This is a genomic window from Microbacterium sp. MYb72 (assembly GCF_002979415.1).
In the GTDB taxonomy this organism is placed as follows: Bacteria; Actinomycetota; Actinomycetes; order Actinomycetales; family Microbacteriaceae; genus Microbacterium; species Microbacterium natoriense.
Genome location: NZ_PCOT01000020.1, coordinates 1 through 25,041, shown reverse-complemented (window position 1 = coordinate 25,041; position 25,041 = coordinate 1). Strand labels below are relative to the sequence as shown.

39 protein-coding genes are annotated in these 25,041 nt (G+C 66.7%); 1 reads left to right on the top strand and 38 read right to left on the bottom strand.

Going from position 1 to position 25,041, the window contains the following annotated elements:
* Positions 1-150: 150 nt before the first annotated feature.
* Positions 151-1,002 carry an Ltp family lipoprotein gene (locus tag CQ047_RS12165; RefSeq protein WP_105675602.1) on the top strand — a complete coding sequence of 284 codons (852 nt, stop codon included), beginning with the start codon at positions 151-153 and terminating at the stop codon, positions 1,000-1,002.
* A gap of 67 nt (positions 1,003-1,069) precedes the next feature.
* Here CQ047_RS12165 and CQ047_RS12160 read toward each other — a convergent pair whose 3' ends face one another.
* The 38 genes from CQ047_RS12160 to CQ047_RS11985 form a co-directional block, all read right to left on the bottom strand.
* On the bottom strand, positions 1,070-1,405 hold the full coding sequence (locus CQ047_RS12160; protein WP_105675600.1) for a hypothetical protein: 336 nt from the start codon (positions 1,403-1,405) through the stop codon (positions 1,070-1,072).
* Positions 1,405-1,857 (bottom strand): DUF2746 domain-containing protein, encoded by a 453-nt coding sequence (locus tag CQ047_RS12155; RefSeq protein ID WP_181155926.1) that lies wholly within the window; start codon positions 1,855-1,857, stop codon positions 1,405-1,407. The genes CQ047_RS12160 and CQ047_RS12155 overlap by 1 nt, the downstream gene beginning before the upstream one ends.
* Before the next feature lie 38 nt (positions 1,858-1,895).
* Entirely contained in the window at positions 1,896-2,735 is an 840-nt protein-coding gene (locus CQ047_RS12150; protein WP_105675596.1) for a hypothetical protein, read from the bottom strand.
* The gene (locus tag CQ047_RS12145; RefSeq protein WP_105675594.1) at positions 2,735-3,766 is read right to left on the bottom strand and encodes a hypothetical protein; all 1,032 of its coding nucleotides are present in this window, start codon (positions 3,764-3,766) and stop codon (positions 2,735-2,737) included. Before CQ047_RS12145 ends, CQ047_RS12150 begins: the two co-directional genes overlap by 1 nt.
* 11 nt (positions 3,767-3,777) lie before the next feature.
* Positions 3,778-4,317, bottom strand: coding sequence for a hypothetical protein (locus tag CQ047_RS12140; protein ID WP_105675592.1), 540 nt, complete (start codon positions 4,315-4,317; stop codon positions 3,778-3,780).
* Positions 4,318-4,325: 8 nt separating this feature from the next.
* On the bottom strand, positions 4,326-5,450 hold the full coding sequence (locus CQ047_RS12135; protein WP_146114342.1) for a hypothetical protein: 1,125 nt from the start codon (positions 5,448-5,450) through the stop codon (positions 4,326-4,328).
* Positions 5,447-6,283, bottom strand: a complete 837-nt coding sequence (locus tag CQ047_RS12130; RefSeq protein WP_105675588.1) for a hypothetical protein — start codon at positions 6,281-6,283, stop codon at positions 5,447-5,449. The genes CQ047_RS12135 and CQ047_RS12130 overlap by 4 nt, the downstream gene beginning before the upstream one ends.
* Positions 6,280-8,424: a phage tail tape measure protein gene (locus CQ047_RS12125; RefSeq protein WP_105675586.1), complete on the bottom strand. Its 2,145-nt coding sequence runs from the start codon at positions 8,422-8,424 to the stop codon at positions 6,280-6,282. The genes CQ047_RS12130 and CQ047_RS12125 overlap by 4 nt, the downstream gene beginning before the upstream one ends.
* A gap of 16 nt (positions 8,425-8,440) precedes the next feature.
* Complete coding sequence (locus tag CQ047_RS12120) at positions 8,441-8,707, bottom strand: hypothetical protein (protein ID WP_146114341.1); 267 nt, start codon at positions 8,705-8,707, stop codon at positions 8,441-8,443.
* A 95-nt stretch (positions 8,708-8,802) separates the two neighbouring features.
* Positions 8,803-9,066 (bottom strand): hypothetical protein, encoded by a 264-nt coding sequence (locus CQ047_RS12115; protein WP_105675582.1) that lies wholly within the window; start codon positions 9,064-9,066, stop codon positions 8,803-8,805.
* An 83-nt stretch (positions 9,067-9,149) separates the two neighbouring features.
* A complete protein-coding gene (locus tag CQ047_RS12110) occupies positions 9,150-9,731 on the bottom strand; it encodes a hypothetical protein (RefSeq protein WP_105675580.1) in 582 nt (193 codons plus the stop codon).
* Positions 9,732-9,795: 64 nt separating this feature from the next.
* Positions 9,796-10,197 carry a hypothetical protein gene (locus tag CQ047_RS12105; protein ID WP_146114340.1) on the bottom strand — a complete coding sequence of 134 codons (402 nt, stop codon included), beginning with the start codon at positions 10,195-10,197 and terminating at the stop codon, positions 9,796-9,798.
* Between the two features lie 32 nt (positions 10,198-10,229).
* On the bottom strand, positions 10,230-10,481 hold the full coding sequence (locus CQ047_RS12100) for a hypothetical protein (protein ID WP_105675577.1): 252 nt from the start codon (positions 10,479-10,481) through the stop codon (positions 10,230-10,232).
* Positions 10,481-10,831 carry a hypothetical protein gene (locus CQ047_RS12095; protein ID WP_105675575.1) on the bottom strand — a complete coding sequence of 117 codons (351 nt, stop codon included), beginning with the start codon at positions 10,829-10,831 and terminating at the stop codon, positions 10,481-10,483. Before CQ047_RS12095 ends, CQ047_RS12100 begins: the two co-directional genes overlap by 1 nt.
* Complete coding sequence (locus CQ047_RS12090; RefSeq protein WP_105675573.1) at positions 10,819-11,310, bottom strand: hypothetical protein; 492 nt, start codon at positions 11,308-11,310, stop codon at positions 10,819-10,821. Before CQ047_RS12090 ends, CQ047_RS12095 begins: the two co-directional genes overlap by 13 nt.
* A 54-nt stretch (positions 11,311-11,364) precedes the next feature.
* On the bottom strand, positions 11,365-11,658 hold the full coding sequence (locus CQ047_RS12085) for a hypothetical protein (RefSeq protein ID WP_181155925.1): 294 nt from the start codon (positions 11,656-11,658) through the stop codon (positions 11,365-11,367).
* 118 nt (positions 11,659-11,776) lie between these two features.
* The gene (locus tag CQ047_RS12080) at positions 11,777-13,081 is read right to left on the bottom strand and encodes a phage major capsid protein (RefSeq protein ID WP_105675572.1); all 1,305 of its coding nucleotides are present in this window, start codon (positions 13,079-13,081) and stop codon (positions 11,777-11,779) included.
* A 21-nt stretch (positions 13,082-13,102) separates the two neighbouring features.
* The gene (locus CQ047_RS12075; RefSeq protein ID WP_105675569.1) at positions 13,103-13,858 is read right to left on the bottom strand and encodes an HK97 family phage prohead protease; all 756 of its coding nucleotides are present in this window, start codon (positions 13,856-13,858) and stop codon (positions 13,103-13,105) included.
* A 12-nt stretch (positions 13,859-13,870) separates the two neighbouring features.
* A complete protein-coding gene (locus tag CQ047_RS12070; RefSeq protein WP_181155924.1) occupies positions 13,871-16,009 on the bottom strand; it encodes a phage portal protein in 2,139 nt (712 codons plus the stop codon).
* Positions 16,010-16,022: 13 nt separating this feature from the next.
* Positions 16,023-16,232: a hypothetical protein gene (locus CQ047_RS12065; protein WP_105675565.1), complete on the bottom strand. Its 210-nt coding sequence runs from the start codon at positions 16,230-16,232 to the stop codon at positions 16,023-16,025.
* 14 nt (positions 16,233-16,246) lie between these two features.
* Entirely contained in the window at positions 16,247-17,953 is a 1,707-nt protein-coding gene (locus CQ047_RS12060; protein ID WP_219844620.1) for a hypothetical protein, read from the bottom strand.
* Positions 17,904-18,455 carry a hypothetical protein gene (locus CQ047_RS12055; RefSeq protein WP_105675563.1) on the bottom strand — a complete coding sequence of 184 codons (552 nt, stop codon included), beginning with the start codon at positions 18,453-18,455 and terminating at the stop codon, positions 17,904-17,906. Before CQ047_RS12055 ends, CQ047_RS12060 begins: the two co-directional genes overlap by 50 nt.
* Before the next feature lie 162 nt (positions 18,456-18,617).
* Positions 18,618-18,794, bottom strand: coding sequence for a hypothetical protein (locus tag CQ047_RS18885; RefSeq protein ID WP_181155923.1), 177 nt, complete (start codon positions 18,792-18,794; stop codon positions 18,618-18,620).
* Positions 18,794-19,072 carry a hypothetical protein gene (locus tag CQ047_RS12050; protein WP_105675561.1) on the bottom strand — a complete coding sequence of 93 codons (279 nt, stop codon included), beginning with the start codon at positions 19,070-19,072 and terminating at the stop codon, positions 18,794-18,796. Before CQ047_RS12050 ends, CQ047_RS18885 begins: the two co-directional genes overlap by 1 nt.
* Positions 19,072-19,377, bottom strand: a complete 306-nt coding sequence (locus CQ047_RS19240; RefSeq protein ID WP_105675559.1) for an HNH endonuclease signature motif containing protein — start codon at positions 19,375-19,377, stop codon at positions 19,072-19,074. Before CQ047_RS19240 ends, CQ047_RS12050 begins: the two co-directional genes overlap by 1 nt.
* Before the next feature lie 331 nt (positions 19,378-19,708).
* A complete protein-coding gene (locus CQ047_RS12040) occupies positions 19,709-20,119 on the bottom strand; it encodes a hypothetical protein (RefSeq protein WP_105675557.1) in 411 nt (136 codons plus the stop codon).
* A 7-nt stretch (positions 20,120-20,126) separates the two neighbouring features.
* Positions 20,127-20,315 carry a hypothetical protein gene (locus CQ047_RS12035; protein ID WP_146114339.1) on the bottom strand — a complete coding sequence of 63 codons (189 nt, stop codon included), beginning with the start codon at positions 20,313-20,315 and terminating at the stop codon, positions 20,127-20,129.
* A gap of 517 nt (positions 20,316-20,832) precedes the next feature.
* Positions 20,833-21,093, bottom strand: coding sequence for a hypothetical protein (locus CQ047_RS12030; RefSeq protein WP_105675553.1), 261 nt, complete (start codon positions 21,091-21,093; stop codon positions 20,833-20,835).
* Entirely contained in the window at positions 21,090-21,302 is a 213-nt protein-coding gene (locus CQ047_RS12025) for a hypothetical protein (RefSeq protein ID WP_146114338.1), read from the bottom strand. Before CQ047_RS12025 ends, CQ047_RS12030 begins: the two co-directional genes overlap by 4 nt.
* Positions 21,299-22,045 (bottom strand): hypothetical protein, encoded by a 747-nt coding sequence (locus CQ047_RS12020; protein ID WP_105675549.1) that lies wholly within the window; start codon positions 22,043-22,045, stop codon positions 21,299-21,301. The genes CQ047_RS12025 and CQ047_RS12020 overlap by 4 nt, the downstream gene beginning before the upstream one ends.
* Positions 22,046-22,048: 3 nt before the next feature.
* Entirely contained in the window at positions 22,049-22,261 is a 213-nt protein-coding gene (locus CQ047_RS12015; protein WP_105675547.1) for a hypothetical protein, read from the bottom strand.
* A complete protein-coding gene (locus tag CQ047_RS12010) occupies positions 22,258-23,199 on the bottom strand; it encodes a hypothetical protein (RefSeq protein ID WP_219844619.1) in 942 nt (313 codons plus the stop codon). The genes CQ047_RS12015 and CQ047_RS12010 overlap by 4 nt, the downstream gene beginning before the upstream one ends.
* Positions 23,192-23,485: a hypothetical protein gene (locus CQ047_RS12005; protein ID WP_105675545.1), complete on the bottom strand. Its 294-nt coding sequence runs from the start codon at positions 23,483-23,485 to the stop codon at positions 23,192-23,194. Before CQ047_RS12005 ends, CQ047_RS12010 begins: the two co-directional genes overlap by 8 nt.
* Positions 23,469-23,939, bottom strand: a complete 471-nt coding sequence (locus CQ047_RS12000; protein ID WP_105675543.1) for a single-stranded DNA-binding protein — start codon at positions 23,937-23,939, stop codon at positions 23,469-23,471. The genes CQ047_RS12005 and CQ047_RS12000 overlap by 17 nt, the downstream gene beginning before the upstream one ends.
* On the bottom strand, positions 23,939-24,268 hold the full coding sequence (locus CQ047_RS11995) for a hypothetical protein (RefSeq protein ID WP_105675541.1): 330 nt from the start codon (positions 24,266-24,268) through the stop codon (positions 23,939-23,941). The genes CQ047_RS12000 and CQ047_RS11995 overlap by 1 nt, the downstream gene beginning before the upstream one ends.
* Before the next feature lie 2 nt (positions 24,269-24,270).
* Entirely contained in the window at positions 24,271-24,573 is a 303-nt protein-coding gene (locus tag CQ047_RS11990) for a hypothetical protein (RefSeq protein ID WP_105675539.1), read from the bottom strand.
* Positions 24,570-24,746 carry a hypothetical protein gene (locus CQ047_RS18880; RefSeq protein ID WP_181155922.1) on the bottom strand — a complete coding sequence of 59 codons (177 nt, stop codon included), beginning with the start codon at positions 24,744-24,746 and terminating at the stop codon, positions 24,570-24,572. Before CQ047_RS18880 ends, CQ047_RS11990 begins: the two co-directional genes overlap by 4 nt.
* On the bottom strand, positions 24,730-25,041 hold a 312-nt coding region (locus tag CQ047_RS11985), incomplete at its 5' end, for a hypothetical protein (protein WP_219844618.1). The genes CQ047_RS18880 and CQ047_RS11985, both read right to left, overlap by 17 nt.

Genomic DNA, 25,041 nt, shown 5'->3' with positions numbered 1-25,041 from the left:
GTTGGGTGTGGGGCAACGCCGTGGAGCTCGCCTCGGCCGAAACCGATTCATAACGTTCCTCCACTGAATGTCCGAACTGCCGATAGCATTCGGATCATTCGGCCTGTGAGTCTTTCTGGGGGGCCGACCGCACAGCCGAGAGGAACCCTCATGTCAGACCCGACCCCCGCCGCCGGTTGGTACCCGGCACCGCACGCCAACAACGAGCAGCGCTACTGGGATGGCACGCAGTGGCTCGAACCGGAGCCCGCTCCGTCCGACGTCGCCACCGATGCCTACCCGACGGCCGCAGCCGTCCCCGACGACGCCGCAACACCGACCGAAGCTGAAGCCACCACCAAGGCGAAGATGCCCGCGAAGAAGAAGTGGATCATCGGCGGATCCATCGCCGCCGGCGTGATCCTCGTTGGCAGTATCGGCAGCGCGCTCGGACTCGGCAACAAGGACGACGCACCCGCAGCGGACCCCCAACCGACGACGGCCGCTGAACCCGCCGCCGAAGAAGAAGCAGCCCCGAGCATCGTTGTCCCCGACGTCGTCGGGATCCCCGTCTCGGACGCGATCGTCGTGCTCACCGAGGCCGGACTCACCCCCCCGGCGCTTTCCACATTCGTGGATCCGACCGCACTCGTCGTCTCGACGAGCCGCACCGCAGGTTCCGCCGCGACCAACGGCGCAGCGATCTCGATAGTCGTGGAAGAGAAGCCGAAGCTCACCCTCGGCCAGCAGAACGCGATCGGCAAAGCGCAGAGTTATCTGAGCTTCTCCGGCTTCTCCCGATCGGGGCTGATCCACCAGCTCGAATTCGAGGGCTTCAGCACCGAGGACGCGACGTTCGGCGCAGACAATGCCGGCGCCGACTGGAACGCCGAGTGCGCGCAGAAAGCACAGTCCTACATGGACATGTCGTCCTTCTCTCGGCAGAGCCTCTCTGACCAGCTCGCGTTCGAAGGCTTCCAACCTGCCGAGATTGAGTTCGGTCTCGCCGCTGTCGGGTACTGACCTCCCATCGAACGACAGAAAACCCCCACCCAGCCGAAGCCGGGTGGGGGTTTTCTATGGCACGCGCTCAGCGGCGGTCGCGGCGCAGCGTCTCGCCGGGCTCGAACCGCTTCTCGACCGCACTGGCCGTGCTCTTGGCGATGAGCGCGTAGGAAGCCTGCACGACGACGATCGCGAGCAGCACGAGGACGGGCCATTCCGGGATCACATCGCCGGTGTAGGCGAAGTAGAACGCGAGCACGACCACGGCGAGAACGATCGCGACGACGATCGCGACCGCCTTCCTCTGCGACGGCGTGCGCACGAACGGTAGAGCGCCGTTGAGCGCGGCGATCGCATAGGGGGCGATCAGGCCGAGCAGCACGAGCACGCCGGCAGGGATGCTGGGCAGAGTGATATCCATCAGTTCTCCTTGTTGTTGATGGCGTCGGTCAGTCGACCGATGTCCTTGCGGAGGCCGCGCACGTCGGCGCGGACCTCCCCGGTTTCAAGTCGCCCGGCCTGCACATCCTCGCGAAGCTGGACCGTGTCGTCCGACGCCTTACGCGCGGCGCGCACGGCATGCCCAGCGGTCTCCTCAACTCCTCGGATACGTGCGTCAAGCTTGTCGATGTCGTCTCGCAGGTTTGTGCCGTGACTGTTCTTCACCTGGTGGCGAATATCGCCGGCGCGCTGCAACACGAGTCCGAGAATCGTGGCGGCTGCTCCAAGGAGCGCCACCAGCACCTTCGCGGTCGGCTCGTCGAGCAGCGCCTCGCCGGCGTCGTCGCGCAGCCCGGATGACCAGATCAGCGCGGCGCCCGTGGCGATGACGCCAACAGCGACGATCACCCATGACGGGATGGTCTTGTGCACGTGCCGAGGGTGAGTATCCGACACTCGCTCTGTCTGCATCAGCTCTTGATGAGGTTGTCGACCTCGGCCTTCGAGAGGGTCACCGATGCGGCGCCCTGCGCGTGCAGCGCGGCGAGGGTTGTGGGGTCGACGAGGGCTCGGAGCTTCCCGTCGCTGAGCGCGTACACGGTGCCGTCCCCGTCGTGCACGTACACGAGCACCGGGAGGGCCGAGTTCGCGGTGTCACGCGCGAACGCCTGGATGATGTTGTAGTGCGTGTTCGGGGTGACCTCCAGCACCTGGGCACCCTTGACGGCTCCGACGTCCGCGGGGGTCAGCGGAATGAGCTTCCCGCCGACGATGAGATTCTGACCGCCACCGGTCACGAGTACAGCCATGTCGTCCTCCTCGGACTGGATAGGGGGTGGTGCTGTGGTTGATCCGGTCCCGCCGGCGGGTGCGCCGATGGTGCCGAGCGGACCCCAGAAGGTCCAGTGCCACCACTCGCGAAAGCCCATGCCTTCGCAGGTGATGTTGTGTCGCTTCGCGAGCACCTGGGCTCGGCGGTGCGCGGCGGTGTCCGAGTTGTACGGCCACGCGAGATCGTCCGCGCGTCGCTTCTCGTGGTTGCTCGTGTCCGGGACGCCGACGGCGTCGGGGTGGATGCGGTACCACTTCTGCCCGTTCCACCACGCAGTGCCGTAGACCTTGCGGCCGCCCGGGTTGAGTGTCATCCGCTGGTACCAGATGCGCAGTTGGTCGGCCTTCTCGCGGTCGCCGTCCAGGACGACCATCGCGGGCAGCCCCTCGGCGACAAGATCGTCGGAGAGACGCCCGAACGCATCTCGGGTACCTGCGGCTGAGTTGTACGCCGAGCCGGCGAAACGCAGGGTGCTCATCAGGCGGCCTCGATCCAAAGCTCTTGCCCGTCCACGTCGTACGTCACACCGAACTCGTTGAACAGCGCAGCCGAGACTGGCTGCGCCTGCGTTGTCACCATCTCCATGGCCGTGCCCGGAACGGAGGTGACGCCACTGGAGCCGGGGTGCATCCCCCGTGACGTGGTCTTCTTCGGCGAGACGGTCGACGGCGAGATGTCGGCGGCGGCGTTGGTGGCGCGGATCGAGTAGTACACGATGCCGGCGGCGGCCGCGACGTACATACTGACCGGTTTGCAGTAGATCTTCACCCGCTGCCCGATCGGCAGGGGGATGGTCTTCGCGACGGTGCCGATGATGGTGTTTGCGTTGCCGTTCGTGACCGCAGAAGCCATGTAGGCGAGGCGTTGCCCTGGTGCGAGGTACCAGCCAAGCGACGGTGACGACCGTCGGACCCACTCGAGGTCCGTGTCCAAGGTCCGGGCGGTGGCCCCCACGGGCGCCGCCCAGGCATCCAGCTCGACACGATTGCGCATCTGCACCGCGGCTCCTGCAGCCGCCGTATAGGTGTGCGTCTGGGTGATGACGGCTGTCGCGGTGGTCGTAGTCGTGGACGTGATCTCCGCCGTGGCGAGCTCGAGCGCCCCCTGCGGGATCGCTGGCTTCGCCGGAATCCCTGCAGGGGTGCCCTGTGTCACTCCGAAGACGACGTCGTTGTTCGCGTCCGCGTGCTGCACGAACTGCGATCGAACCCAGATGACGTCGATGCGAGAGTTCGATGCCGGTGCGGCCGTCGTGGCGACGACCGTGACCGCATCGTTTGCGATGAGCTCCACGCCGTTGTTGATCCGCGACGTGGCCGCAAGGAACGGGGCGACGTCGTAGCCCATGGAGGCTCGGCCCGTGACAAGAGGATTCGCGTTCGCGGGGAAGACTCCGGCTCGCGGAGTGCCGTCCGCGTTGCGCGCGACGAGGGCAGCTGCGACGCGACGGGTGTCGGTGATCGGCAGCCCCGAAGGGTGCTGCGTGGGGAATGATCGAGTCAGTACCACGGGGAGCCTCCTCAGGCGATGGTGAAGCTGCCGATGACGGCGAGCTGCGCGAAGTTCTGAGCGTGCGCGGGATACGCCGCCGGGTTGAGGGGTTGGAGCTGGAAGGCGACGGTGACCGACGCTTTGCCGGTGACGTCGATCACGGCGGCACTGGTGGCTGTGATCACGTTGTTGACGAGGGTGGCGCCAGCATCCTTCGCGGCGGGAAACTCCCGCGAAGCGGAACCATCGATCAGGATCCGTCCGTAGCTCGTTGTGAGACCGCCGCTGGTCTGGTCGAGGACTGCGGCGGTACCGATGCCGAGCACCTGCAGCCGCGTCCGGTCCTCGGGTACGGCCAGGGTGATGGTGGCGTACGTGTTCCACCCGGCGCTGAGACCGATGCCTGCTGTCTGCCCTACCCGGAAATCCTGGAAGGGCAGACGGCGCACCGCGAGCGCCCGCTGCGTGCCGGTGGCAGTCTTGAGATCTGCAACGTCGCGCTCCAGGCGGCGGAACCTTTCGAGGATCGGACCGAGGTCGCCGCCGGGTGCGGGTGTGGGGTCGGCCATATTGCTCCTCAGTCGTCGTAGACCTCGCCACAGGTGACGGTGATCCAGTCGGAGATCGCGCCAGAGAGGCCAGCGATCCGGCGCGTGTAGGTGCCCGGGGGCACATAGCCGCCGGTCACCGGGGTGTCCTCGGTGACGATGACCTTGACTAGGGAGCCGGGTCCGTACTCATACGGGAACGGTGCCTGATCGGCGCGCACGTTAAACGACCAGAACTCCCACGGCTTCTTCGCGGTGCGAAGTGTCTCCGCGTTCCACGAGTCCGCGGTCGCCGGGTCGACGATGTTCGAGGACGCGTCGGTTTCGATCTCGAGCAGCGGGAACCCGTTGTCGATGAGCGTCGAGTCGAACATCGACCGCACGAGCGTCGTGTCATCGGACCGACCGCCCTCGGTCCACGCGAGCGAGCCCATGCGAGACGGGTCAAGCTGGACAGTGAGTCCCGCGTCGCCGATCTCCCACTCGAAGACATCCGGACCTTGGAGTCGCGGCTGTTCTTCGGTGCCGGTCTCGAACACCCATCGGAACCGGTCGGGCCCATCCCACTCGAGGCGCATACGAATATCGGGGCCATGCTCGAGCGCCGACAGATCCGACCACGCCGCGTCGATCTTCTTCCGCTCGATCGCGTCGTAGCCCTTCTCACGGTGCCCCGCACGGTCAGTCGGCCAGACGATAGGAAGGTCGCCGCCAGGCCACTCGCATGCCTGCTGCCCGATGCGCTTCGCGATGGTGCCGTAGTCGAGTCCCGTCCAACGAGAGTCGAGTGACGTGTCGGGCTCGCCGGAGGGCAGCACCAGCGACTGAGTGAGCGCTACCGGAGGCAGGATCGATCGGCGGGTGAAGATGATGCGCCCGCCCCGTGCCGTGAGCTTCAGTGAGCCGTTCGCGTCAGCGAAGTCGTGCGGAAGGATAGGCCCACCCTCGAGGCGTCCGTTCGTGTCGACGGCGATGGAGTGCTTCCAGGGGGTGCCGAGGTTGCGCCAGTCGCGGGATCCTTCGGCCTCTGATTTCAGATTGAACGTCACGTCGACCGTCTCGGCCTGGTTCGCGTTCTCGGACCACTGCAGGTCAGATGGTTCGACCTCCTGCAGGAGAGCGCCGCCACGCGTCTCGAAGATGTAGCACCTCACCACCATGCTGCAAGCACCCGCCCTCCGAGCATTGGTGTGCCCACGGGGGCACTGACGTCGAACTGGTAGGAGCGGGATTCGCCTGCGGGGATGAGCGCCCACTCGCGCCAGCGCAGCCACCGGGAAACGTCCGACTGGTCGTCGATCGTCGCGCGGTGCTGCTCCGTGTCGATGTCGACGAATGAACCAGACGGAACGAGGCGATCGAGGCCGATGCGGGCACCCGTCTCGACGGTCGTGATGAGCGCTGACGAGAAGCCGCCGAGGAGTCGGAACATCGGCGCAGACGGGGCCTTGCCTGAGTTCGTGAGCGTGATACGCCCAGAGGTTCCGCCGCCTGGCCAGATGAGCGGCCATACGGCCGGCCAGACAAGACCGGCACCAGCAGTCGGCGGAGATGCCCAGATCCACGGCACGTCGGCATCCACCTGATACCGGCGCGGGTCCGCCGCGATCATGTCGACCGCAGCCTTACCCGTAGAGCGACCGTGATGATCGGCCGCACTCGACACCTGCACATTCACCCGGCGACCCGATCGCCCCCTCGACGTCGTGACGATCGCGTCGACGGGACCCTCCGCACCGACGGCGGCGAGGGTGTCGTACGCGTCCTCGATCTCCTCCTCAGTGCTGCCGAGGTAGGAGGCGTTGAAGCTGATCGCCCGGGAGGTGCGCAGTGCCTTCGCCGTGGCGAACGCACCGTGGCCCTGCGGACGCTCCTCCGCCTCCTCCTTGTTGTCGGTGAGGCCGAACCAGTCGATGAGGTCTGAGAAGACCCATCCGGTCGAGCCGGTCTCGGCGAAGGTGATCGGTCCGACCTGCAGTGTCGTCATGATGCCGCGAGCCCTCTCTGCGCCTCACGCCCCAACTGCCGAATCGCGAGACGCGGGTCGTTGGTCTTGAGCGTTATGTGCTGCGTCACGCCAGCAGGCTGGTTTCCGGAGATGCCCTCTTCGAGCGCCTGGTTCATCAGCCCCGTGTCGACCACGGATTCCGGTCGACCTGCTTCGGCGAGCACCGCGAGAGTGCCACCCGAGCGCGGGAGGATCGTCGCCCCGTCGGCGAGACGAGGGATCTTGCCGATCGAGAAGTCGATCGTTCCGCCGGTCACATCGGAGACGAAGTTCCCGACCTCGTTGAGGCCGCCGATGAACCCGTTGATCCCGTCGATGATGAAGTTGATGAACCCCTTGAAGGTGTTCCGGATGCCCGCCCAGATGCCCTCGAAGAAGCTGCCCAGGCCGCTGAAGACGTCCGTGAAGATCCGGCCGACTTCCTTCACGACCGGGATCACGAACCCGTTGAACAGCGGCACGATGATCGTGTTCACGAGCCAGGTGATGACACCCGCGAGGGCAGTGATGACGGTCGCGATCAGGTTGAACACCGGGACGAGGATCATGCCGACGATCTCGGCGACCGAGGTGAGGATCGGTGCGAGCGCTTCTACGAGTGCGCCGATGAGCGGAGCGAACGCGGCGAGCAGGCCGACGACCACGGGGATAAGAGCCTCGATGATCGGGAACAGTGCCGAAACGAGTGTCGTCACCACGGGGATGAGTGCCTCGAACAGCGTCCCGAGGATGCCCCCGAGGGTGGTCATCAGCGACACGATCGGCGGGAGCGCAGCTCCGAGAGCCTGCCCGATGACCGAGGCGAGCTGACCGAACAGCGACGCGAGCATCGGCAGCATCGGCTCGAGCGCCTGGAAGATCAGCATGACCGGAGAGACCGACATCCACAGATCCAGCAGCACGGGCAGCAACGGGCTGATCGCTTGCCAGATCTGCGCGAACGCCGGTGCGAGCGCCTCCCAGATAACCGACGCGACCTCGCCGAAGGTGGCGATGATCGGGCCGAACGCGGAGCCGAGGTCGGGCATGTCATCGAAGAGGCTGTTGACGAACTTCATTGCGGAGCCGAGCCCGTTGAAGATCGCCGTGCCGACCGGCTCGAGCGCGGTGAGCGCCCGGTTCTTGAAGACCATCCACTGTTCGGAGAAGTCGGCGGTCTCGTCGGCGACGCCCAGGATGGTGTCGCCGGTCGCGCCGACCGACGCCTGCAGGTCGTCGAGGTTGACGACGCCGGACTGCAGCGCGCCGACGAACTGTGCGGCGCCACGCGTACCGAAGATCTGCGACGCGAGGTCCAGCGCCGCGGCGGTCTCGCCCTTGTCGACGAACGACTGCATCTCACCGGTGACGCGCTGGAACGCGGCCTGCGGCTCCTCGCCCGCCTTCGCGAGCGTGACGAGCCCCTTGGAGAGGGAGGCTGTGACCTGCTGCGAGTTCAGACCCGCCTTGTCGAGCGAACCGAGCAGCGACACCGACTCCTCGAACGAGAAGCCGAGGTTCTGCAGCGCGGGCGCCGCGGCCTGTGCACCGGAGGCAAGCTGGTTGATGCCGACGCCCGTCGCCTGCGACACCTGAAAGAGGGTGTCCATCGCGGACGAGACGCCTTCGCCCTCGATCTTGAAGGCATTGAACGCGGCCGACGTCGCGTTGATATCGACTTCTTCGCCGAGAATCCGGCCCGCCTCGAGGTACTGCGCCGAGACGGTGGTGAGAGTCTCGCCGCTCAGGCCGAGTCGGGTGTTCAGGTCGGCGACGGTCGACCCGATCTTGTCGAACGAGGCGGGCACGTTTGCGCCGACGTTCTTCGCCACCTGGACGAGGCCGTCGAGCGCTTCGCCCTGCGCGCCCGTGCCGACACGGATGGTGTCGGTCACGTCGTCGAATATGGAACCGACCTCGTAGAGACCCTTGAAGGTGCCGACGATCGCGGCGCCCACGGCGGCGACACCGATCGCGCCCTTCGCCTTCGCGGCCCACTCAGAGCCCGCACGCTTACCGGACTCCCCCGCTGCATTCTCGCCAGGCAGTAGCGCCTTCGTGACGTTCTCAGTAGCGCCCTCCATCGTGGGCACCATGCGGAGCCAGACGGTAGCGAGCTCGACACCCTCAGCAGAGCCCATGGTGAACCTCCTCGGGTCAGCGCTTTCCGGCGGACTCCCACCAGTCGTTGAACTGGGAGATCGGGATCGGGTCGCGTCCGAACTTCTGCTGTTTGCGCTTCTCCCACCACCGGGTGAGACGCTTCGGGCGCGCGCCCTTGCCGCGTCGCAGGAGGAAGTTCGTCGCCTGCACCTGGTCGACGAGCACGGCGAGCACTTGCTCTATCCACGACGGGACTTCGTGCCCGTGGACGGCGGCGCCCAGCGCGTTGCCGGGGAGCTTCTGCCACCGCCGCACGAGCACGAACAGATCGCGCCAGGTGAGGGATTCAGAGCCGATGTCGCGCCAGCGGAGGCCGGCGGTGATCAGCTCGAACTCGACGGCCTCCTGGTGCTCTTCTACGAGTTCGAGGAGGCCGAGGATTCCCCCAGCGTCACGCTCGATCCCGTGCGCCAGGCCGTTGCGAACTCCTCGAGTCCCTCACGGGTCAGGGTGTCGAACGCCTCGAGCTGCACCTCGTCGAGGTAACTCTCGATGAGAGTCAGAATCTGGTCGACCTGACCCAGCTTGCGGATCTTGCGGATGACACCGACCTCGATGTCCTCGAAGCGAGGCAGCGTGATCTCGGTCTCACCGATCGTGTAATGGAACTTCTCCAACATGGGAACCTGCTTTCTGGGAACCGGAGGGTTGGTGCGTCGCGACCGAACGGGTTCCCGGCGCCCGGCCGCGACGGTCTGACAGGTCAGGCCGAGACGACGCCGTCGTCCAGGAAGATGTAGACGTTCTTGCCGGCGGCGTCCGGGTACGTCGTGAGCGTCACCGGGAGGGTGATCGCCGCGGAGGCGAGCAGCGAGATCTCGCCGCGCTCGGTGACCTGCCCGTGGGGTACGAAGATCAGTGCGCGACGGTCGCCGTCCTTGACCTTGATGTACCAGGCCTTGATCGGGCGGGCCTCGCCGGCGATCGCCGCGCGGGTGAGCGTGCCCTTCGACGCGGTCGCCGCAGTGACCTCGACGTTGTCGTCGCCCATGTAGTTCTTGAGCGCTTCCTCGGAGAGTTCGAGGTGCGCCCAGGCGAGCGTCGCGTCGAACTCGGTGAGGATCTTGCGGATCGTCTTCAGAGACCAATCCTTGATCGACTCAGTCGACTCGGTCGGCGTGACTGTCACGCCGTCTTCGCCGACGTAGCCGGAGTCCTTCAGGCCGGTGTAGACGAAGTCATCGATCGTCTCGGGGATGACGTCCGTCTCCGGACCCGTGAGGATCGCGCCGGTCGTCGCCTGATCGGGCGCACCGACGAACACCTTCTTGCTGTTCACTGACATCGCAGTTGCCCCTTTCAGGCATGGATGAGCACCGCCCCGGTCGGAGCGGTGCGCGAGTGGGAACTCAGGCCGTGACCCTGCGCAGGTCGACGGAGATCAGAGCGGTGAACCGAAAGTGATCCGGCACCAGCGGGTTTGGCAAGCTCTGCGGAAGAGACGCTGTCCGGGATCGGTAGATGGTCGCGCCGCCGAGCGAACCGGCCCGGACGGCAGCCTCGATGATCGCCAGCATGAGCGCGCACAGGTCGCGCGCTTCCTGCTCCTTCACTGAGTAGCCTTCGAGACTGAGCGCCGGCGAGTCTGTGACGAGGTCACGTGTCGTCCCGCCTGCAGCGATGAGGCGGCCGAAGACGTCGGGTTTGGGGTTCGTGGTGGGGATCTTCGTGCCGAGCCGCCGGTTCGCGGTCGTGACCTCGGGGAAGCCGTGGAGCGGGAGCATGGTGGAGAGTTCCGCGAGCGCACGCACCTCGACGTCTTCGGGGATCAGGAGTTCCACGGTCACCTCCCGGCGCCGATGCTGCGAGTCAGAGCACGATCCTCAGCTTCCGCGCGCTTCGCCTCCGTCGTGGTCGCGGTCACGAACACGACCACGCGGTCGCGGTTCTTCGAAGTCGTCGCCTCGAAGCCTTCACCGGCGGCGGCCGCGATGCGCTCACCGCGAGGGGTGAGGTTGTCGGCGACTTCCTGCGATGCGAGAAGCTTTCGGATCGCGTCGCGGTTGACCTTGATGCGCATGCCTTTGGCAGCCATCAGCCCTCCCAAGAGACGAGCGACAGGATCGTGTGCGAGGTGCGCGGCGACGGGCCGGGCTGTCGCACCACGGCGCCGTCGATCTTGCAGCGCTCACCGAAAACGGTGATGCGGTCGTGGCGTTCGACGTCGGCGTCGAACGGGCCGCGAGCGGTCCACCGGATCGCGGCGCCGTCGCGGTTCTGAAGGTCGGCGACTGTGTTGCCGGCGTCGAGCGCCCATCCGGGCAGGTCGACGGGCGTCGCGTCGGTGAAGTCTGCCTCGACGCCGCCTCTGCCGTTGTCGACCATCTGCGGTCGTTCGCGCACGACGGCGTGCCGGGCGACGATGCCGCTGATCACGGCAGCCATCCGATCTTGTAGGCGGCGAGCCGGTCCTGGTCGGCCGATTGCAGTGCACCGGAGCTGCGGGCGTAGGTGACGGACACGCCGCCCGCCTGCTCGCGCGTGATTCCGGTCGGCGAGCCGAGCGCACCGGCGGCGAGCTCGAGCGTCAGCGTCACGAGATCCGCTGGTACCTCGGCGAAGCCTGCGGTGAAAGTCACGGACCGGCGACGACCGCAGAGGTTCGTCCAGCCGGTCATCTTGTCGAACTCGATGGAGTCCACGGCGAGCACGGTGCCGTCGATGGTCGCGGCGGTGATGGATGCGATCGCCATCGCGGGCAGCCAGATGTGTTCCGCGTACGGGCCGACGCGCTCGAACGTGAGGGTCTCGACCTTCGCGATGTGCCATCCGCACGCATTCCGGATGGTCGCGGTTGCGGCCTTGAGTTCCTTCTCGAGGAAGGGGTGGTTGACGGGGATCGCGCCCTGCGACCGATCAGCCATTTCCTGCGCTGTCGCGAACGACTCGGTCTGAAGCGCCATCCCCGCCACCCCCTGCTACTCGCTTGCGTCCGGGTCGGACGCGTCTTCGACGCTGCCCGCAGGCGGCGTCACGGGTGCCACCTCGGCGGCCTTGTCGGCTGCGGGCTTCGCAGCCTTGTTGCGAGGCGTGCGCGCCTTGCGCGGCGTGCTTGTCTTCGCTGCCGCCTTCTTGGGGGCGCCCGTCGACTCGGTCGTCTTCGACTTCTGGTCGAACACGCCCAGTCGCTTCGCGTCCTCGTCGGACAGCATCAGCGTGGTCTTTTGCGGGTGTCGTCCTTCGGTGACGACTTCGTATGCCTGCAGTCCCATGTCTCCTCCTGAAGATCGGGTCACGTTCGAGTCGACGGGGATCACCGTGGTCTGCGGCCCACACGCGCGATGCGGTGCGCCGCAGACTTTGCATTTCGCCACGGTGATCCCCTCTCGGCTACGCGGTCAGGTCGACCGAGACGAACGCCTTCGGACGGGTGACACCGAACGCGACACGCTCCTCGCCGAGGATGGCGACGAGGTTGCGGATGAAGAAGTCCGCGTGTGAGTCGGTGGCGGTGATGGACGCCTGCTCACGGTCCCAGAGGACCGCCTTGGTGTAGTCGCCCACGAGGCCGGTGCCGGCGGCGATGGCCTCGGACTCGACGATCGGCAGACCCCAGACCGTGTGGACGCCCGCGCCAGCGAACGGGCCGGGCCCGTAGAACTGGCCGTCCCCGCCCGTGGGCCGCAGCAGGTCGAGACGCTCGGCGTCCTCCGGGTTCAGCACGATGCCGTTCGCGGCGACGCGGCCCACGGTGCGGGTCTTCGTCTTCGCCTTGCGGATCGTGGTGAGGAGGTCGTCCGTCCACGCCTGGGTCTGGATGCCGGAGGTCTGCAGGATGCCGGTCAGGTTCTCACCCGAGCCGGATCCGTTGAGGATCTGGTCCTCTTCCTCCTCCGCCAGATCGGCGCGGAGCTCGTCGTCGATGAGGCCGCGCAGCTGCGACGCGTCGGCGAGGCCGCGCTTCGTGGCCGGCACCCACTCGGCGATCGTCTTGACCGTCGCGGTGACCTTCTCGAAGGCCATCGAGCCCTCGGGCTTGTACCCGCCACCGGCGTTGAGAACGAGCGCGCCGGCAGTCCCGGGTGCGGTGGGTGCTGCGGCGGACGTCGCCTCGGGCACCGGTGCGGCGCTCGAGAGCTGCGTGGTCTGACGCACGTATTCGACGGTGTCCGACTCGGTCTGGCGGACCGAGATCAGATCGCGCACGGTCAGCTCGCGACGTCCGAGCATCTCGAGGATGTTCTGGATGTCGGTGTTGACGAACGCGCCGCCCGAGGTGTCGGATGCGCCGGTGACGAGCGCCTTCACGCCCATCGGCGCCGACTGCACGCGAGCCTTCTCGTTGATGCGGCCGTCCGCGAACTGGCCCATCATCGACTTGTACTCGGCCGACTCAGCGAACATCTGACCGATGCTCTTCAGCTTCGAGGGCTGACGGAACGCGTCAGGCGTTGCCTTCTGTCCGGCGGGCTCGAGGCCGAGGTCGACGCCGATCTCCGAGAGCGCCGACTTCAGCGCCTCGGTCGACTGCGTGCGCTCGAAGTCCTTCTTCGCCGCCTTGTAGTCGAGAAGAGCCGCAGTGGCCTTCTCGTTCTCCTCCGGCGTGAGGTCGCGACCTTCGCGCTCCGCCAGCTCCGAGATGTCGCGCGCGGTCTTCAGCGCTGCGCCCATCCGCTCCTTGATTGCTGCACTCATGTGCGTTGTCCCCTTTCAGGACTAGATGGTTTCGAACTCGCCCTGCGCGAGCTCGAGCTGCAGACGCGTCAGGGCGGACGGCGTGCGCGTGGGCTCCTCGACGGCCTTGACCCCATCGGGCTCTTCGGTCGTCTTGGCCGGTTCGCTTCCGCGGGCCTTGCCTTCGTCTTCGGACTCGCCGACTGCGGCGAGCACGTCCTTCACCGCTGTCACTCCGGACTGGATCTGTTCCAGCGCGGAGCGCAGCGCGGTCTCGTTCTTCGCGGAGAGCACCCGGCCGGCCTTCAGCCCGTGCTTCACTGCGAGGATCTCTGTCTCGGCGTTCGCACCGAGCGGCACGACGGACACCTCGTAGAGGGTCAGGTCGAGTAGCTCGTTCACGTCGATGCCGTCGACCGTGCCTCGTCGCGAGGACTCGGTGTCGAAGGCGAACGACATCTGCGCGACGCGGCCGCCCTTGATGAGGCGGTACACCTGCGCGGCCTTCGGGTTCTCGAGGTCGAGGACGCCTTCTACCCAGAGGCCGTGCTCGTCTTCCTTCGCTTCCTCGATGTGCCCGATGTTCGAGAAGGGGTCGTAGAAGTCGTGCCCCCACAGCAGCGGCAGCTTCTCCTCCTTCTCGGCCCACTCGGCGAGCGTGCGCTCGAACGCGCCCTTGCGGACCACGTCGCCGTAACTGTCGACGTTGTCGAACACGGAGGCATAGGCCTGGAAAGTCCCGTCGGCGGTTTCGTCGCCGATCGCCTTGACCTTGACGGTGCAGATCTTCAGATCCATCGCGGGACCCTCCTACTCGAAGTTGATCTCGACGTCGCAGGAACAGCCGGCGACCTCGTCGACGTCGAGTGCTGAGCTGTCGCCCGGCCACTTGGCGCCGTTCGTGAACGTGGAATCGATGGGAACCGTCTGTCCGGCCATCGCGGCGTGCGATGCTCGGGGGTTGCTGGATGTGACGATCCACGTCTTCGTCGCGGATCGGGTGCCTCGCACCTGCTGCACGGCTTCGACTGAGGCGAATCCGGCGAGCGAGGTCGCGAGCGTGAGCCCGCCCTGTTGCGCTCGCGCGGACTTCGCGACGTCGAAGACGTGTGCGACCGCGGCCGGCGTGTCCTCGTCGCTCGCGATCGCCGCGGTGACGGCGGCCTCGGTGGCGGCGTTGATACTCGATGCGTTTGCGGATGCGACCTTCCGCATCCACGCCATCGTCCGATCGACGTCGTACTCGTCAGGGTCGACGCCGAGACGTTCGAGCTGCTTGCGGGCGACGGCCGTGGTGATCGAGGACGAGAGCGCCAGCAGGGCCCCGCCGAGTTCTCGATCCCACCGCTCGCCGTCCCACCAGTCCGCGTCCTTAGCGCCGAGCGCGGAACGTACGGAGCGTTCCTGCCTGTCGAAGAACTCCGTGAGCACCTGCGCCGACTTCGCAACCTGGGCTGCAGACGGTCGGGACTTGACCCGCACCACCCGCCCCTTGAGGTCGTCGACCGCTTCCTGGTCGACGTTCTCCGGCTCCTGCGGCCGCTGAACGGTGACGGGCAGCAGGCCGAGGTGCTTGATCGGATCCAGGCCGACGGCGATGAGCGCCTCGACCGGGTCGAAGCCCGAACGAATCAGCGTGGCCGCCGCGTTCACGAGGGTCTGAATCTCGTCTGCGGTGAGCGCATCGGAGGTCGTCGCCTCGAGCTCGGGCAGCGAGCCTCCACCGGATCCCGCCGATACCTGATCGGTGGGAGAGGCGAGGCCGCCGACGAGCACGTTCAGCGGCACGACGAGTTCGTCAGCACCTTCGATGCGTGGCAGGTTCAGCTTCGCGCGCGCCTCGTTCCGAGTGAGGAACGGGGCGCCGACCGAGGACTGCATCTGCGATGCCTGCTCCTCGAACGATCCGCGCAGCTTCTCAAGCATGTTGAACTCGTTGTAGAGGTCGTCAGCGTCGTCGAAGTCCGGGAGGATCTGCAGCGCGATCTCCTGCTGAACCTCCTGCAGGATCGGCCCCAGGGTGTCCTGGTAGAGCATCTTGTGCTGCTCTTCGATATTGCCGAACGTCGCGTGATCGAGGATTCCGACCATGGGCGGCGGGATGAAGTACGCCGCGGCCGCCTCCTCGCGGGAGAGCTTGCGTGCCTCGATGTACTGCATGTCCTTCGCGGAGTGACCAGCGGCGACGAACGTCATGCCGTCCTCGAGCACGGGGGTACCGCCACCCTCAGTCGCAGTCTGGCCGGCGTACTGCGAGCGCCATCCGGTGGCGAAGCGCTGCCGCGCGGGGTCTGACCACTCGGGAGCGCCGGCAGGGCGCTGGATGTATCCGCCAATCCGGGCGCCGTTGCGCATCGCCTGCTCGCGCATCTGGCCTGCGGCGTACTCCTCGGAGAGCACGCGGCGCAGTGACTCGATCGGTGAGAGCCCGTAACGCTCGTCCTCGGGGTTGTACCCGCGGAAGTAGACGACGTCCTTCGCCGCCAGCGTGGTCTTGCCCTTGTTGCCCTTGACGATGAACTCCGTCGGCGCGAGCCAGTTGTCGTCGTCCTTGATCGTCCACAGACGCGGCGGGATCCGGACCAGCATCGACTTGCCGTCCTGGAACACCTTCACCCAGAGCGCACGATCGTAGATGCCCCGGTCGGCGATGAGGGAGAAGATCAGGCGGTAGCCCGTGGTGTAGGGGTTCGGCGTGCGCATCATCTGCGCGAACGGGTGATCCGTCACGCGCGCACGGTCGGAGTCATCCAGGCGGCGGAACGTGTGCAGCGAGAGCTGCGCGACGTTGCGGGCGAGAAAGTCGACCACCGTTCGGACCGACGGCTGCTGGCGATAGATCGACGAGTAGTCCTGCGAGAGGTCATCGCTGATACGCAGCGCGGTCGGCGCCTGATAGCTCGGCTTCTGAACGGCGAGGAGCTTGCCCTCGGAGACGGCGAAAACCATCGTGTGCCCTCCCCTACGGTGCCTGCACGAACAACACCTGTGCGCGGTCGATGACGGTGTCGCCATCGAGAGACGCCGGCTCCGTGCCCTGCTCGAAGTAGGTCGCGTTCTTCAGGACGATCAGGTTCCCCGGATCGCGGTACAGCACGCCCGAGATGGATGCCCCGTTCGTGAGGTTCACGATCACGGTTCGGAGCAGAAGCACCTTGCGGAATGCACCCATGTCAGCACCTCTCGTCAGACGACCATGAGGTCGTTGCTCTCGTAGGCCGATGCCGAAGGCGGCGCCGGGTTGGTCTGCAGCAGGCCGACCGCGGCGATGAACGCCAGCAGCGGCGAGGCATCCGCCGGGGATGCCTTGCGGTCGATGACCCAGCCGTCACCCACAGGCTTGATCTGCGCGGTCGAAGCGGCGATATCGAGCACGGGCTGTGCGCCGTGCGAGATGCGCACGCGATCGCGGAACTCGTCCTCGGTCTCGTCTTTCGGCGACTCGTCGGTCGCGGCCTTGCGGATCATGTCGTACACGGCGCCGTGCCATCCGGCGAGCTTGTCCTCGCCCCACGGCGTGACCGCGATGCCGGCGTCCTCGAACTCGCCCCACATCGACGAGATCGGTGCGCCGCGTCGCTGGAATGCGACGCGATCCGGTGCGATCTTCCTCGCCGGGGAGAGCAGCCACGGCAGCACCCAGTCGGGGCCGGCGCGCTGCGCGACGATCTCGCCGCGGATCCGACCCTCGGTGTCCCAGAAGGCGAGCGCGATGTAAACCATCGTGCGGTCGTGCGACATGTCGATGCCGTAGCACGCGGGCCGGTCGGGGTCGCGGGTGACGTCGCGCTCGATGCGGTAGTTCTTCGCGTCAAGTGTGGCCGCCCATGAGCCGGTCGGGAACGGTCCGGTTCCGAGCATGTTCACGAACTGGCACATGACCTCGGTGCGGAACACCCACTCGGGGTCCGTCGAGGCCGCGGCGGCGATCGAGCGCAGGTCGATCGTGTAGCCGAGCGAGGGATTCGCCTCGGCCCAGCCTTCGCGATCCCACACGTCGCGGCCGGGCGCCGACGACCACTCGAAGATGCCGAGCGAGTCGTCGACCTCGGTCGTCTCGTCCTGTGTGTCCCCGAGCTTGTCGAGGTCGTCCATGCCGTCTTTGCCGTCAGGCCAGCCAAGCGCGCGGTGCGCGAGCGAGCGGAGGCGACGGAGAACGACGGAGGCCATATCGCCGGCGTTGGATGCGGCCCAGATCTGCGCGAGCCTTCGCGCCATGGTGGTCTTGGTGACCGCGCCCCACGCCTGCCAGTTCTGATGTTCACGCAGTTCGTCGAGCAGCACGAGGTCTCCGGAGAGGCCGCGGCCGCCGCGACGTGATGCCGCGGCGACTTTGTACCGCTCGCCGGAGTCGAGGCGCAGCGCCTTCTTCCCGTTGGTGCGGTCGACGTGCTGGATGAGTTCGGCGAGCTCGGGGATTCCCTCGGCGATCTCGACCGCGCCCGCCCACTGTTCCTCGGCGATGTCGAGTGACTGTGCTGTGCCGATGACGAGCGGTGCACCCTCGGCGAACATGCGCCACAGGGCGAGCACCTGCATCAGCGTCGACTTGCCGTTCTGGCGGGCGACGAGCAGCAGGATGGTTTTGAAACGGTAGGTGCCGTCGGGGTTCAGTTCGAGCGCGCGGATCAGCAGCGCGCGTTGCCATGGCAGCAGTTCGATCTCGAGGATTTCCTCGGCGAACTCGATGCAGGCGAAGCCCTTCGACGTCGCCGGGGTGAGCTCACGCAGAGGCGGCGTGCAGATGCGCGGCTCGGTGCATCCGACGCGGGTGCGGAATGACTCCGAGCGCGTCGGCCCACCGACGGCCTTCAGGTACGCCGCACCCGGGCCCTTGGTCGCGCTACGCCGACTTGCCGCCGCGGAGCGCGTGGAGCTTGGCTTTCTTGCCACCTTCGCCCCCGTCCTTCACCCCGAGCGCCTTCCGGCCGGTCGGAGTGAGGCCGAGCTGATCGCAGTACTTCAGGTACGCCGAGATCGAGACGTTGTCGTTCTGCGGCACTGCTGGTCGCGCGCCCTTCGTCTCGGCAGCGTCTTCGAGCGCCCAGTCGACGATCTGATCCCAGGCATCGATCTTCCGCGCGAGCGCCCGCAGCGCTTCGATAGCGCCGGCATCCATGTCGGTCAGGGTCTTCGACGCGGCGTCGAGCGATTTCTCGGTCGCCGCGACCATGTCGATGCCAGTGGTAGTCGTGACGATGGAGGGCGTCACGCCGTCAATCAGCTTCTCGCGCATCTCAGGCGTCAGCGACGAGGCCTCCATGATGCGGTCAGCGACGATGCCTCGCGCAGCATCCGGTGAGCGCGGCGTCACGATGGCGACCGGGTCGATGTCGAGGTTCTTCGCCTCCATCAATCCGGACGCTTTCGTGCCGGCCATCACGATCACTCGCATCGGGGGTACTCCTTTATCGCGCGCGACCCCCTCCTCACGGTGCGGGGGGAGAGAGATCACTGCCGGAGAAGTGGCCTCGGTCGTCAGTCTGCAGAGATTGGGACGCCCCTACCCTCTTCGACCATGCCTGCAGCCACATACCGATCGAGCACTTGCGCCTCCTCAGTCCGTGAACGCTTGGATCTCGACGTGAGCCGTTCCGACCTCGCGTCCGCGCTTGGCGGGCTGGTGCTTCGTGCTCACGGGGATGGGAATCTCGACAGTGCCGACCTCGACCGGTTCACTGTCCCCCACCTGAATGAGCACCTTGCCCTCGATGGTCGAGACGATGGCAGCCATCACTCGGCCTTCGACTCAGGCTGCTCGACGGGAGCGACGGTCGAGGCCGGCGCCGTGGGCTTCGCGGGCGCCTTGCGTGCAGGCTTGCGCGGGGCCTTCGGTGCAGCCGTCTCCGTGCCCGAGGCGGCCTGCTTGCGGTGCCACGTCGCGCCGTCCTTCGTCACCTCGTAATGGCCGTACCCGGCGTGCGTGGTGAACGTGACCTCGTTGACGTGCACCTCGACGGTCTTGCCCTTCAGAGGACCGTCGGTGATCGCGATCTTGCGCATGCTGTCCATCAGAACTCCTCACTCGTCTCGCCCATCGTGGGCTTGCCTTCACCGGCCTGCTTCGACCTGTTGCATCGCGTGTGCGATGGCTGACAGTTCGTGGGATCGAGGAGCAGCTCAGGCTTCCCCATGGCGAGGCACCGCTTCCGGCTGATCTTGTGATCGAGCTCGAAGCTGTTCGGTGCGTTGCGCGGTCCGTCGTACTCGATGTCCGCCTGACCACAGAGAGCGCACGGTGCGTTGCGTGCCCGCCACTCGGCCTTCAGCGTGGCGCGAAGGTCACGGTAGGCACGGGAGTGGATGACGTCCGACACGGCGCCTCCCCGGAAACGACTGCGTCCCGCCGCCCATCACCGCTCGAGTGTGCGCATCATGCGACCAGCCCGGTGCGGCTCGCTCTACGCTCCCGACTACATACGGGCTGCGCGAGGTCATGGCGGCGGCGGTCGCTCTGCAGAGGGATGTGAGCGCGTGGTGGCGGGGCCACAGCTGAACGACGAAAGCCCCGCCAGATCGGCGAGGCTTCGGGTCATAGTTCAGGTGCAAGCACAGCTTAACACACCATCCGGACACGTTTGACATGTTTCTTTGGTCAGGTGAGGCAGCAACTTCGTCAGAAGTAGACCATGGCGCGCCAGAAACGCCCTATCGCTTCGAGCCCGGCAGCCCACCTGAGACTGTCTTACCGGGGGCGGGCCGGTCGCCGAGGACGCTCGTGGAGCGACGCTCGGTCGCTGCCACCGGCGAGAGGGTCCGCCTGAGCAGTGCCCTCGCGTCAACCGACGCGGGTTCGTTGTACCGGTCATACGGAACCGCGGCGAGGCCGTCCGGGAACCACCCGATTGCGAGCAGCGACCCCGAGCAACGGGAGCCGTCCTTCCCTTCATGGATCGGAATCCGGAATCGCTCGTTCACCTTCAAACGCCGTCTGCAGGCGGGGCAAGGGAACTTCTCAAGCAGTTGCGCGATCTCAGCCACGACTGCACGCCGCTTCTTGGCGAGCTCGAGCCTGAGCTTGTGCTCGGCGCCCGCTCGCTGTCTGCTCTCACGGCTCATGTGCAGATCATAGAGCCACACCGTCGATCTGCCGATGCTTTACCTCTTCGATCCACTCATCACCCCAATCACCGCCGGAATACGCGACGATCGCACCATCGTCGAGCCGAATCACGAACGCGTCCCCCTGTCGACCAGGGGCGAGCTCTGCCGCGGCCGGCGATGCCTCAGCGAAGTCTGCCGTCACGAGCGTCACCGCCGGCGCACTAGTCTCGTTGCACTCCGTGCACCCGACGCTGATCACCGCATACCTCGTCAACGATCTGCTCCTTCCAGCTTCGCCGCGGCGCCCTGCTTTCCCTGAGCGTCTCGCACCGCCCGCCCAGCACATTCGTGCTCGCAACGACCTTCCATCCATGCCGCGCCGCACGGTTCACACAGGCCGACCGGAGACGGTCCAGTGCACACCGTTGCACCCGCACAGCAGGGGCAAGACCGCTGCGGGACAACCCATTCCGGTTCCTCGGCTACGACACCAGCGCACAGACACCAGCCCGTCGCGCTCATCTGCCAGGCGTGCGCCGCGTGCGGCTTCGTGCTCGCACATGGCATCCCGACCTCAGGGACGACAGACGCCCGCACCTCGACATCATGAACGGCCAGCGCCCGGTCGAACTCCGCGCGTAGGTCGTCGTCGGAAGTGCCGTGGCCGCGCTCCTCGTACTCAGCGGTCAACCACGCCTCGCGCAGTTCGTCCATCGACGGTGTGTAGCTCATAGGTCCACGATCCCCTCTGCCTCAGCGCGCCGTCTGGCGGCCTCTGCGCGTCCCGCGACCATCCCGGCACCCCACGGCCCCGGCTGGTCGTCGATGAAGTTGACGCCCTCGCTGAACGCTTCCGCCTGCACCTTTGCCAGCCAGTGGTCGAAGGCCTCGACGGAATCGGCGCCGGCCGCGAACATGTGCGCGGTGACACGATCCGCCGCGCGGATGTAGTCGCGCACCTCTTCGGTTGTCGGTGTGTGCTTGCTCATCGCACGATCTCCAATGCAGTCACGATGATGTCCCGCCGCATCATCTCGGCCACTTCCTCGATCGCTTTCTCGGCGGAGTCCGCGAGGACGGCGACGCGGAATGTACCTCCGACCGTCCGACTGCGATGCGGTTCGTCGCCGTCATACAGCCAGTTGCCCGCAACCGCGAACCGGGCACCCAGCGGGTCTTTCACCCGAAGAGCGCTCATCGCACACCCCCGACCCCAGCAGCACGCAGAGCGGCGATGTCGCGCTTGAGCAGCGAGACGATGTGGCCGTGCAGCGCTTCGGCGGAGGTGAAGTTGAGCGTGTACGCACCGTCTCCCGCGAGCTTGCCGAGGAACGTCTCGAGCACCTGTGCGTCGGACGGTTCGCCCTGTGGCTCCGGCCGATACGTCGGACAGTGCGTGAAATGCCGACCACTGGGAGACCCACAGCATGCTTCATAGTCGAGCTCGCACCGGCACTCGGTGTTAAGTTCACCGCACGCCTTGCACTCCTCGGGGCCGATCTCGTCTTCGGTCTCGGCGCTCGGCTCCGGTACCTCGGAACGACGGAAGCCAGCAGCGAGCACAGCATCGGCGCGATGCATGTAGACGGCGTCCCAATCTGGCTCCGGGATGCTCTGCCCGCACGAGCAGAGCATCGGCTTCCCCCGCTCTGCGGTATCCCAGTCGGGTTCGTGCTGCACGGCGGCGATCAGTGCCTCCCGCTCGTCGCGCGTCGGCGGCTCCGGTACCTCGGTGCGACGAAGCCGACGAACTTCTGCCACCAGTCGGATGACCCACTGTCCGAGAGTTGAGACGAGGTACTTGCTCGCCTTCCCCGCCTCGAAGGTGCTCTGGTAGATCGGCGTGGCGATGCTCTCGAACCGGTCGAGGTCGGCATCCGTCACGAACTGGGCGCCCCGCTCGTTGTCGGTCGGGTTAATTCCCTCAGAGTGAATAGCCATTGGTTAATTCCCAATCTGTGCATGCTTGCGCGGGCGGCCGCGACGCGACCGCATCTTCTTCTCGGTGGCGAGGACATCGGCGGCGCGGAAGCGGCCGGCGAGCGGCTTCAGGTCACCGGACTCCACCCACCGGCGGATGCGGCGCTCAGCAGACGCGAGCGCCGCATCACCCTGGATGCGCTTCGCGGCCTCCGTGAGAGTCAGCCAGGTACTCATGCCGCCTCTCCCCTCTTCTGTGCTGCCACGGCGAGCACGTCGTCCTGCCAGTAGCGGCCCATCTGCGGGGCGAGGAGGTTCTGCGTCACCCAGTTGCGGACCGTGCCCGTGGTGCGCTCGACAAGGCGTGCAGCGTCTGCGAGGGTCAGCCAGCGCGGGTCATGCGGTCGCACCTCGGCCGGCGCCGGCTCAGCGAACACCGACGCCCATAGGCCGCCATCATCCTTCGAGTTCGCCTCCCATTCGCAGTCGTCCGTCGTGCACCGATACCGGGACGGGCGACCGTTACGGCCAGGCTGGATCCTCACGGCCATCAGGTCGCACACCGGGCACGCGGCCTGCGCCCACCGCGGTGAATCTTCGAGCGGCCACCGCACAGCGGCATCAGCGACCGTCCACACATCCGGGGCATCCTTATGCACGACCATCACGCCCTCGCAGAGCGAGTAGACCTGATGCGAGTCGTTCGCCAGGCGGTCGAGGTCCTCGAGGATCACATCGACGGCGAGCTGCACCACATCATGCGCGGCATCCGCCATCGCACCGGCCGGGAGGCCAGCACCGGGCCGGTCCTCCCCCGCGACGTGGTTCGCCCACATGTTCAGCGTCGTCGTGATGTCGTTCGACGCATCGATGAGGTCAGCAGCCACGGGCGCCGGGATCTCGATCGACGACGACTGCACCCGGATCCGATCGAACACCGCAGCCTTCGTCGGGTCCGCGATCGAACGCAGATGCCCGACGATGTCAGCGGCGTCCTCGAGGTGCCGGCGCAGACTCCGGTAGCAGCGCTCGCAGAGCAGGACGCCATCGCGCGCCTCGATAGCCACGCATCCCTTGCACGGGAACATGCCCGTGTAGTCGGGGCCGGAGTGAGCGCAGGCGGCGTAATGCTCACCGCTGACCACGCACCCACGGATGCAGTAGCGCTCAGACATGTCGAACTCCTTCCGCAATGCGCTTGACCGTCGTCATCCCTGAACGCCGACCGCCGGCGAGCGTGATCGACTCGCCCGCGAGTGCACGCACCGCGACGTCGCGCTGCCAAGGCATCAGCTCGATTCCGGCGCTCTTGACGAAGGCATCCACGCGCTCGACATCCGTCTCTTCCGGCTTCTCGGTGCAGACGCAGTCGACCTCCTCATCCGGGTCGCGGGACACGATGATCGACAGCTTCCCGTGGCACCACTGACAGGTGTCCTCATCCTCAGAACGGTGTGTCATCACCCCATGCCCCTTCTGCTGGCGGTTCCGTGGTTGCCCACGGCTCCTCGTTCGACGGCTGCGCCGCTGATCCGTTCGCGTCGGCCGTCCGGGCGGTGCGGGTGACCTGCGCCGTCGCGTACCGAAGGCTTGGGCCGATCTCATCGACCTCCAGCTCGATCGCAGTGCGCTGATTGCCCTCGCGGTCCTGATACGTCCGCTGACGGAGGCGGCCCTGCGCCATGACGCGCATGCCCTTCGTCAGCGACCCCGCGACGTGCTCGGCGAACTCCCGCCAGCACGAGGCACGGAGGAACAGCGCGTCGCCGTCCTTCCACTCGTTCGCAGCACGGTCGAAGTTCCTCGACGTGCTCGCGATCGTGAAGTTCGCCACCGGGAGGCCGTTCTGCGTGTAACGCAGCTCGGGGTCAGCAGTCAGGTTGCCGACGACGGTGATGCTCGTTTCCCCGGCCATCAGGCAGCCTCTCCCCCAGCGAACGACCACAGCGGGCACTCATCCCACTCGATCTCGATCGGCGCGTCGATCATGTTCGGCTTCGGCGTCACTTCGCTGTCGCCGTTCTCGTCCACATGCATGGACTCCGCATCCTCGGGTGTGCTCCACCACACGGAGTAGATGCAGTTGTCGTGCTGCACCGGCGTGTGCGTGCAGTCGCCGTCGTTCGACTCGCATCCGTCCTCGCTGAGGCAGTCCGCCCAGACGTGACAGGCAGCGTCAGCGGGCTCCGTGCATCGGAAGGTCGCGCGACCCTCGGCATCCGTCGTCATCGTGTGCGTGCTCATGGTCAGTTCTCCTCGTTCGCGTCGGACGCTTCGACCGTGACTGGGTGGGGCTGGGTGAGCGTCTCGGGGATCACGACGATCGCCTCTGGACGCAGGGGCAGGAATGCGCCCTTGGGAAGCTCGACGGTGATCTTCACTTCGACGGTCCCAGGCTTCGGCTTCTGCGCCTTGTTCTGCGTGTAGCCGACGACCTTCGCGCCGTCGATCGCGGTCGGAGTGTCGAGCTCTCGGCGCTGCTTGGCCCAGTAGCTGTACTCCGGCTGCACCTGCAGGTAGACGGTGGCCTTGACTGTTTCGTTGCTCATGATGCTGTCCTCCTCAGTGCCGCGGCGTGTGCCTCGGCTGCGATCTTGCGTGCGGTCTCCCGCGGGGTCTCATCGGCCTCCGCCATCAGGCGAACCCGGAACTGCTGGTCCTTCGTGAACCTCGTGACGGTCATCTCGATGAAGTCCCCGAGGGCGTCAGAACGGTTCGTCATCCCAGACCTCCTCGGGCTCGTCGCTGAGCTCGTAGAACGTGGCGAGCCGGTCCTCGTACACCCGGCGCTGCATCCACTCGTCGCGGTACAGACGTGCATCCCGGCAAGGCCCGCACTTCCCCTTCCCAGCCCCGCGAGGCATGTGCTCGTCGCAGAACATCGGCGGAGCATCCAACGTCGCCGGACGCTCGGGGCGCTCCGCGACCGGCGCCCGATCGCGCTGCACCGCGTCCCACGCATCGGCCCGCGCCGCGTCCTCCGCCCGCACCCCGGCCCGCGCCCGCTCCCGCGCGCT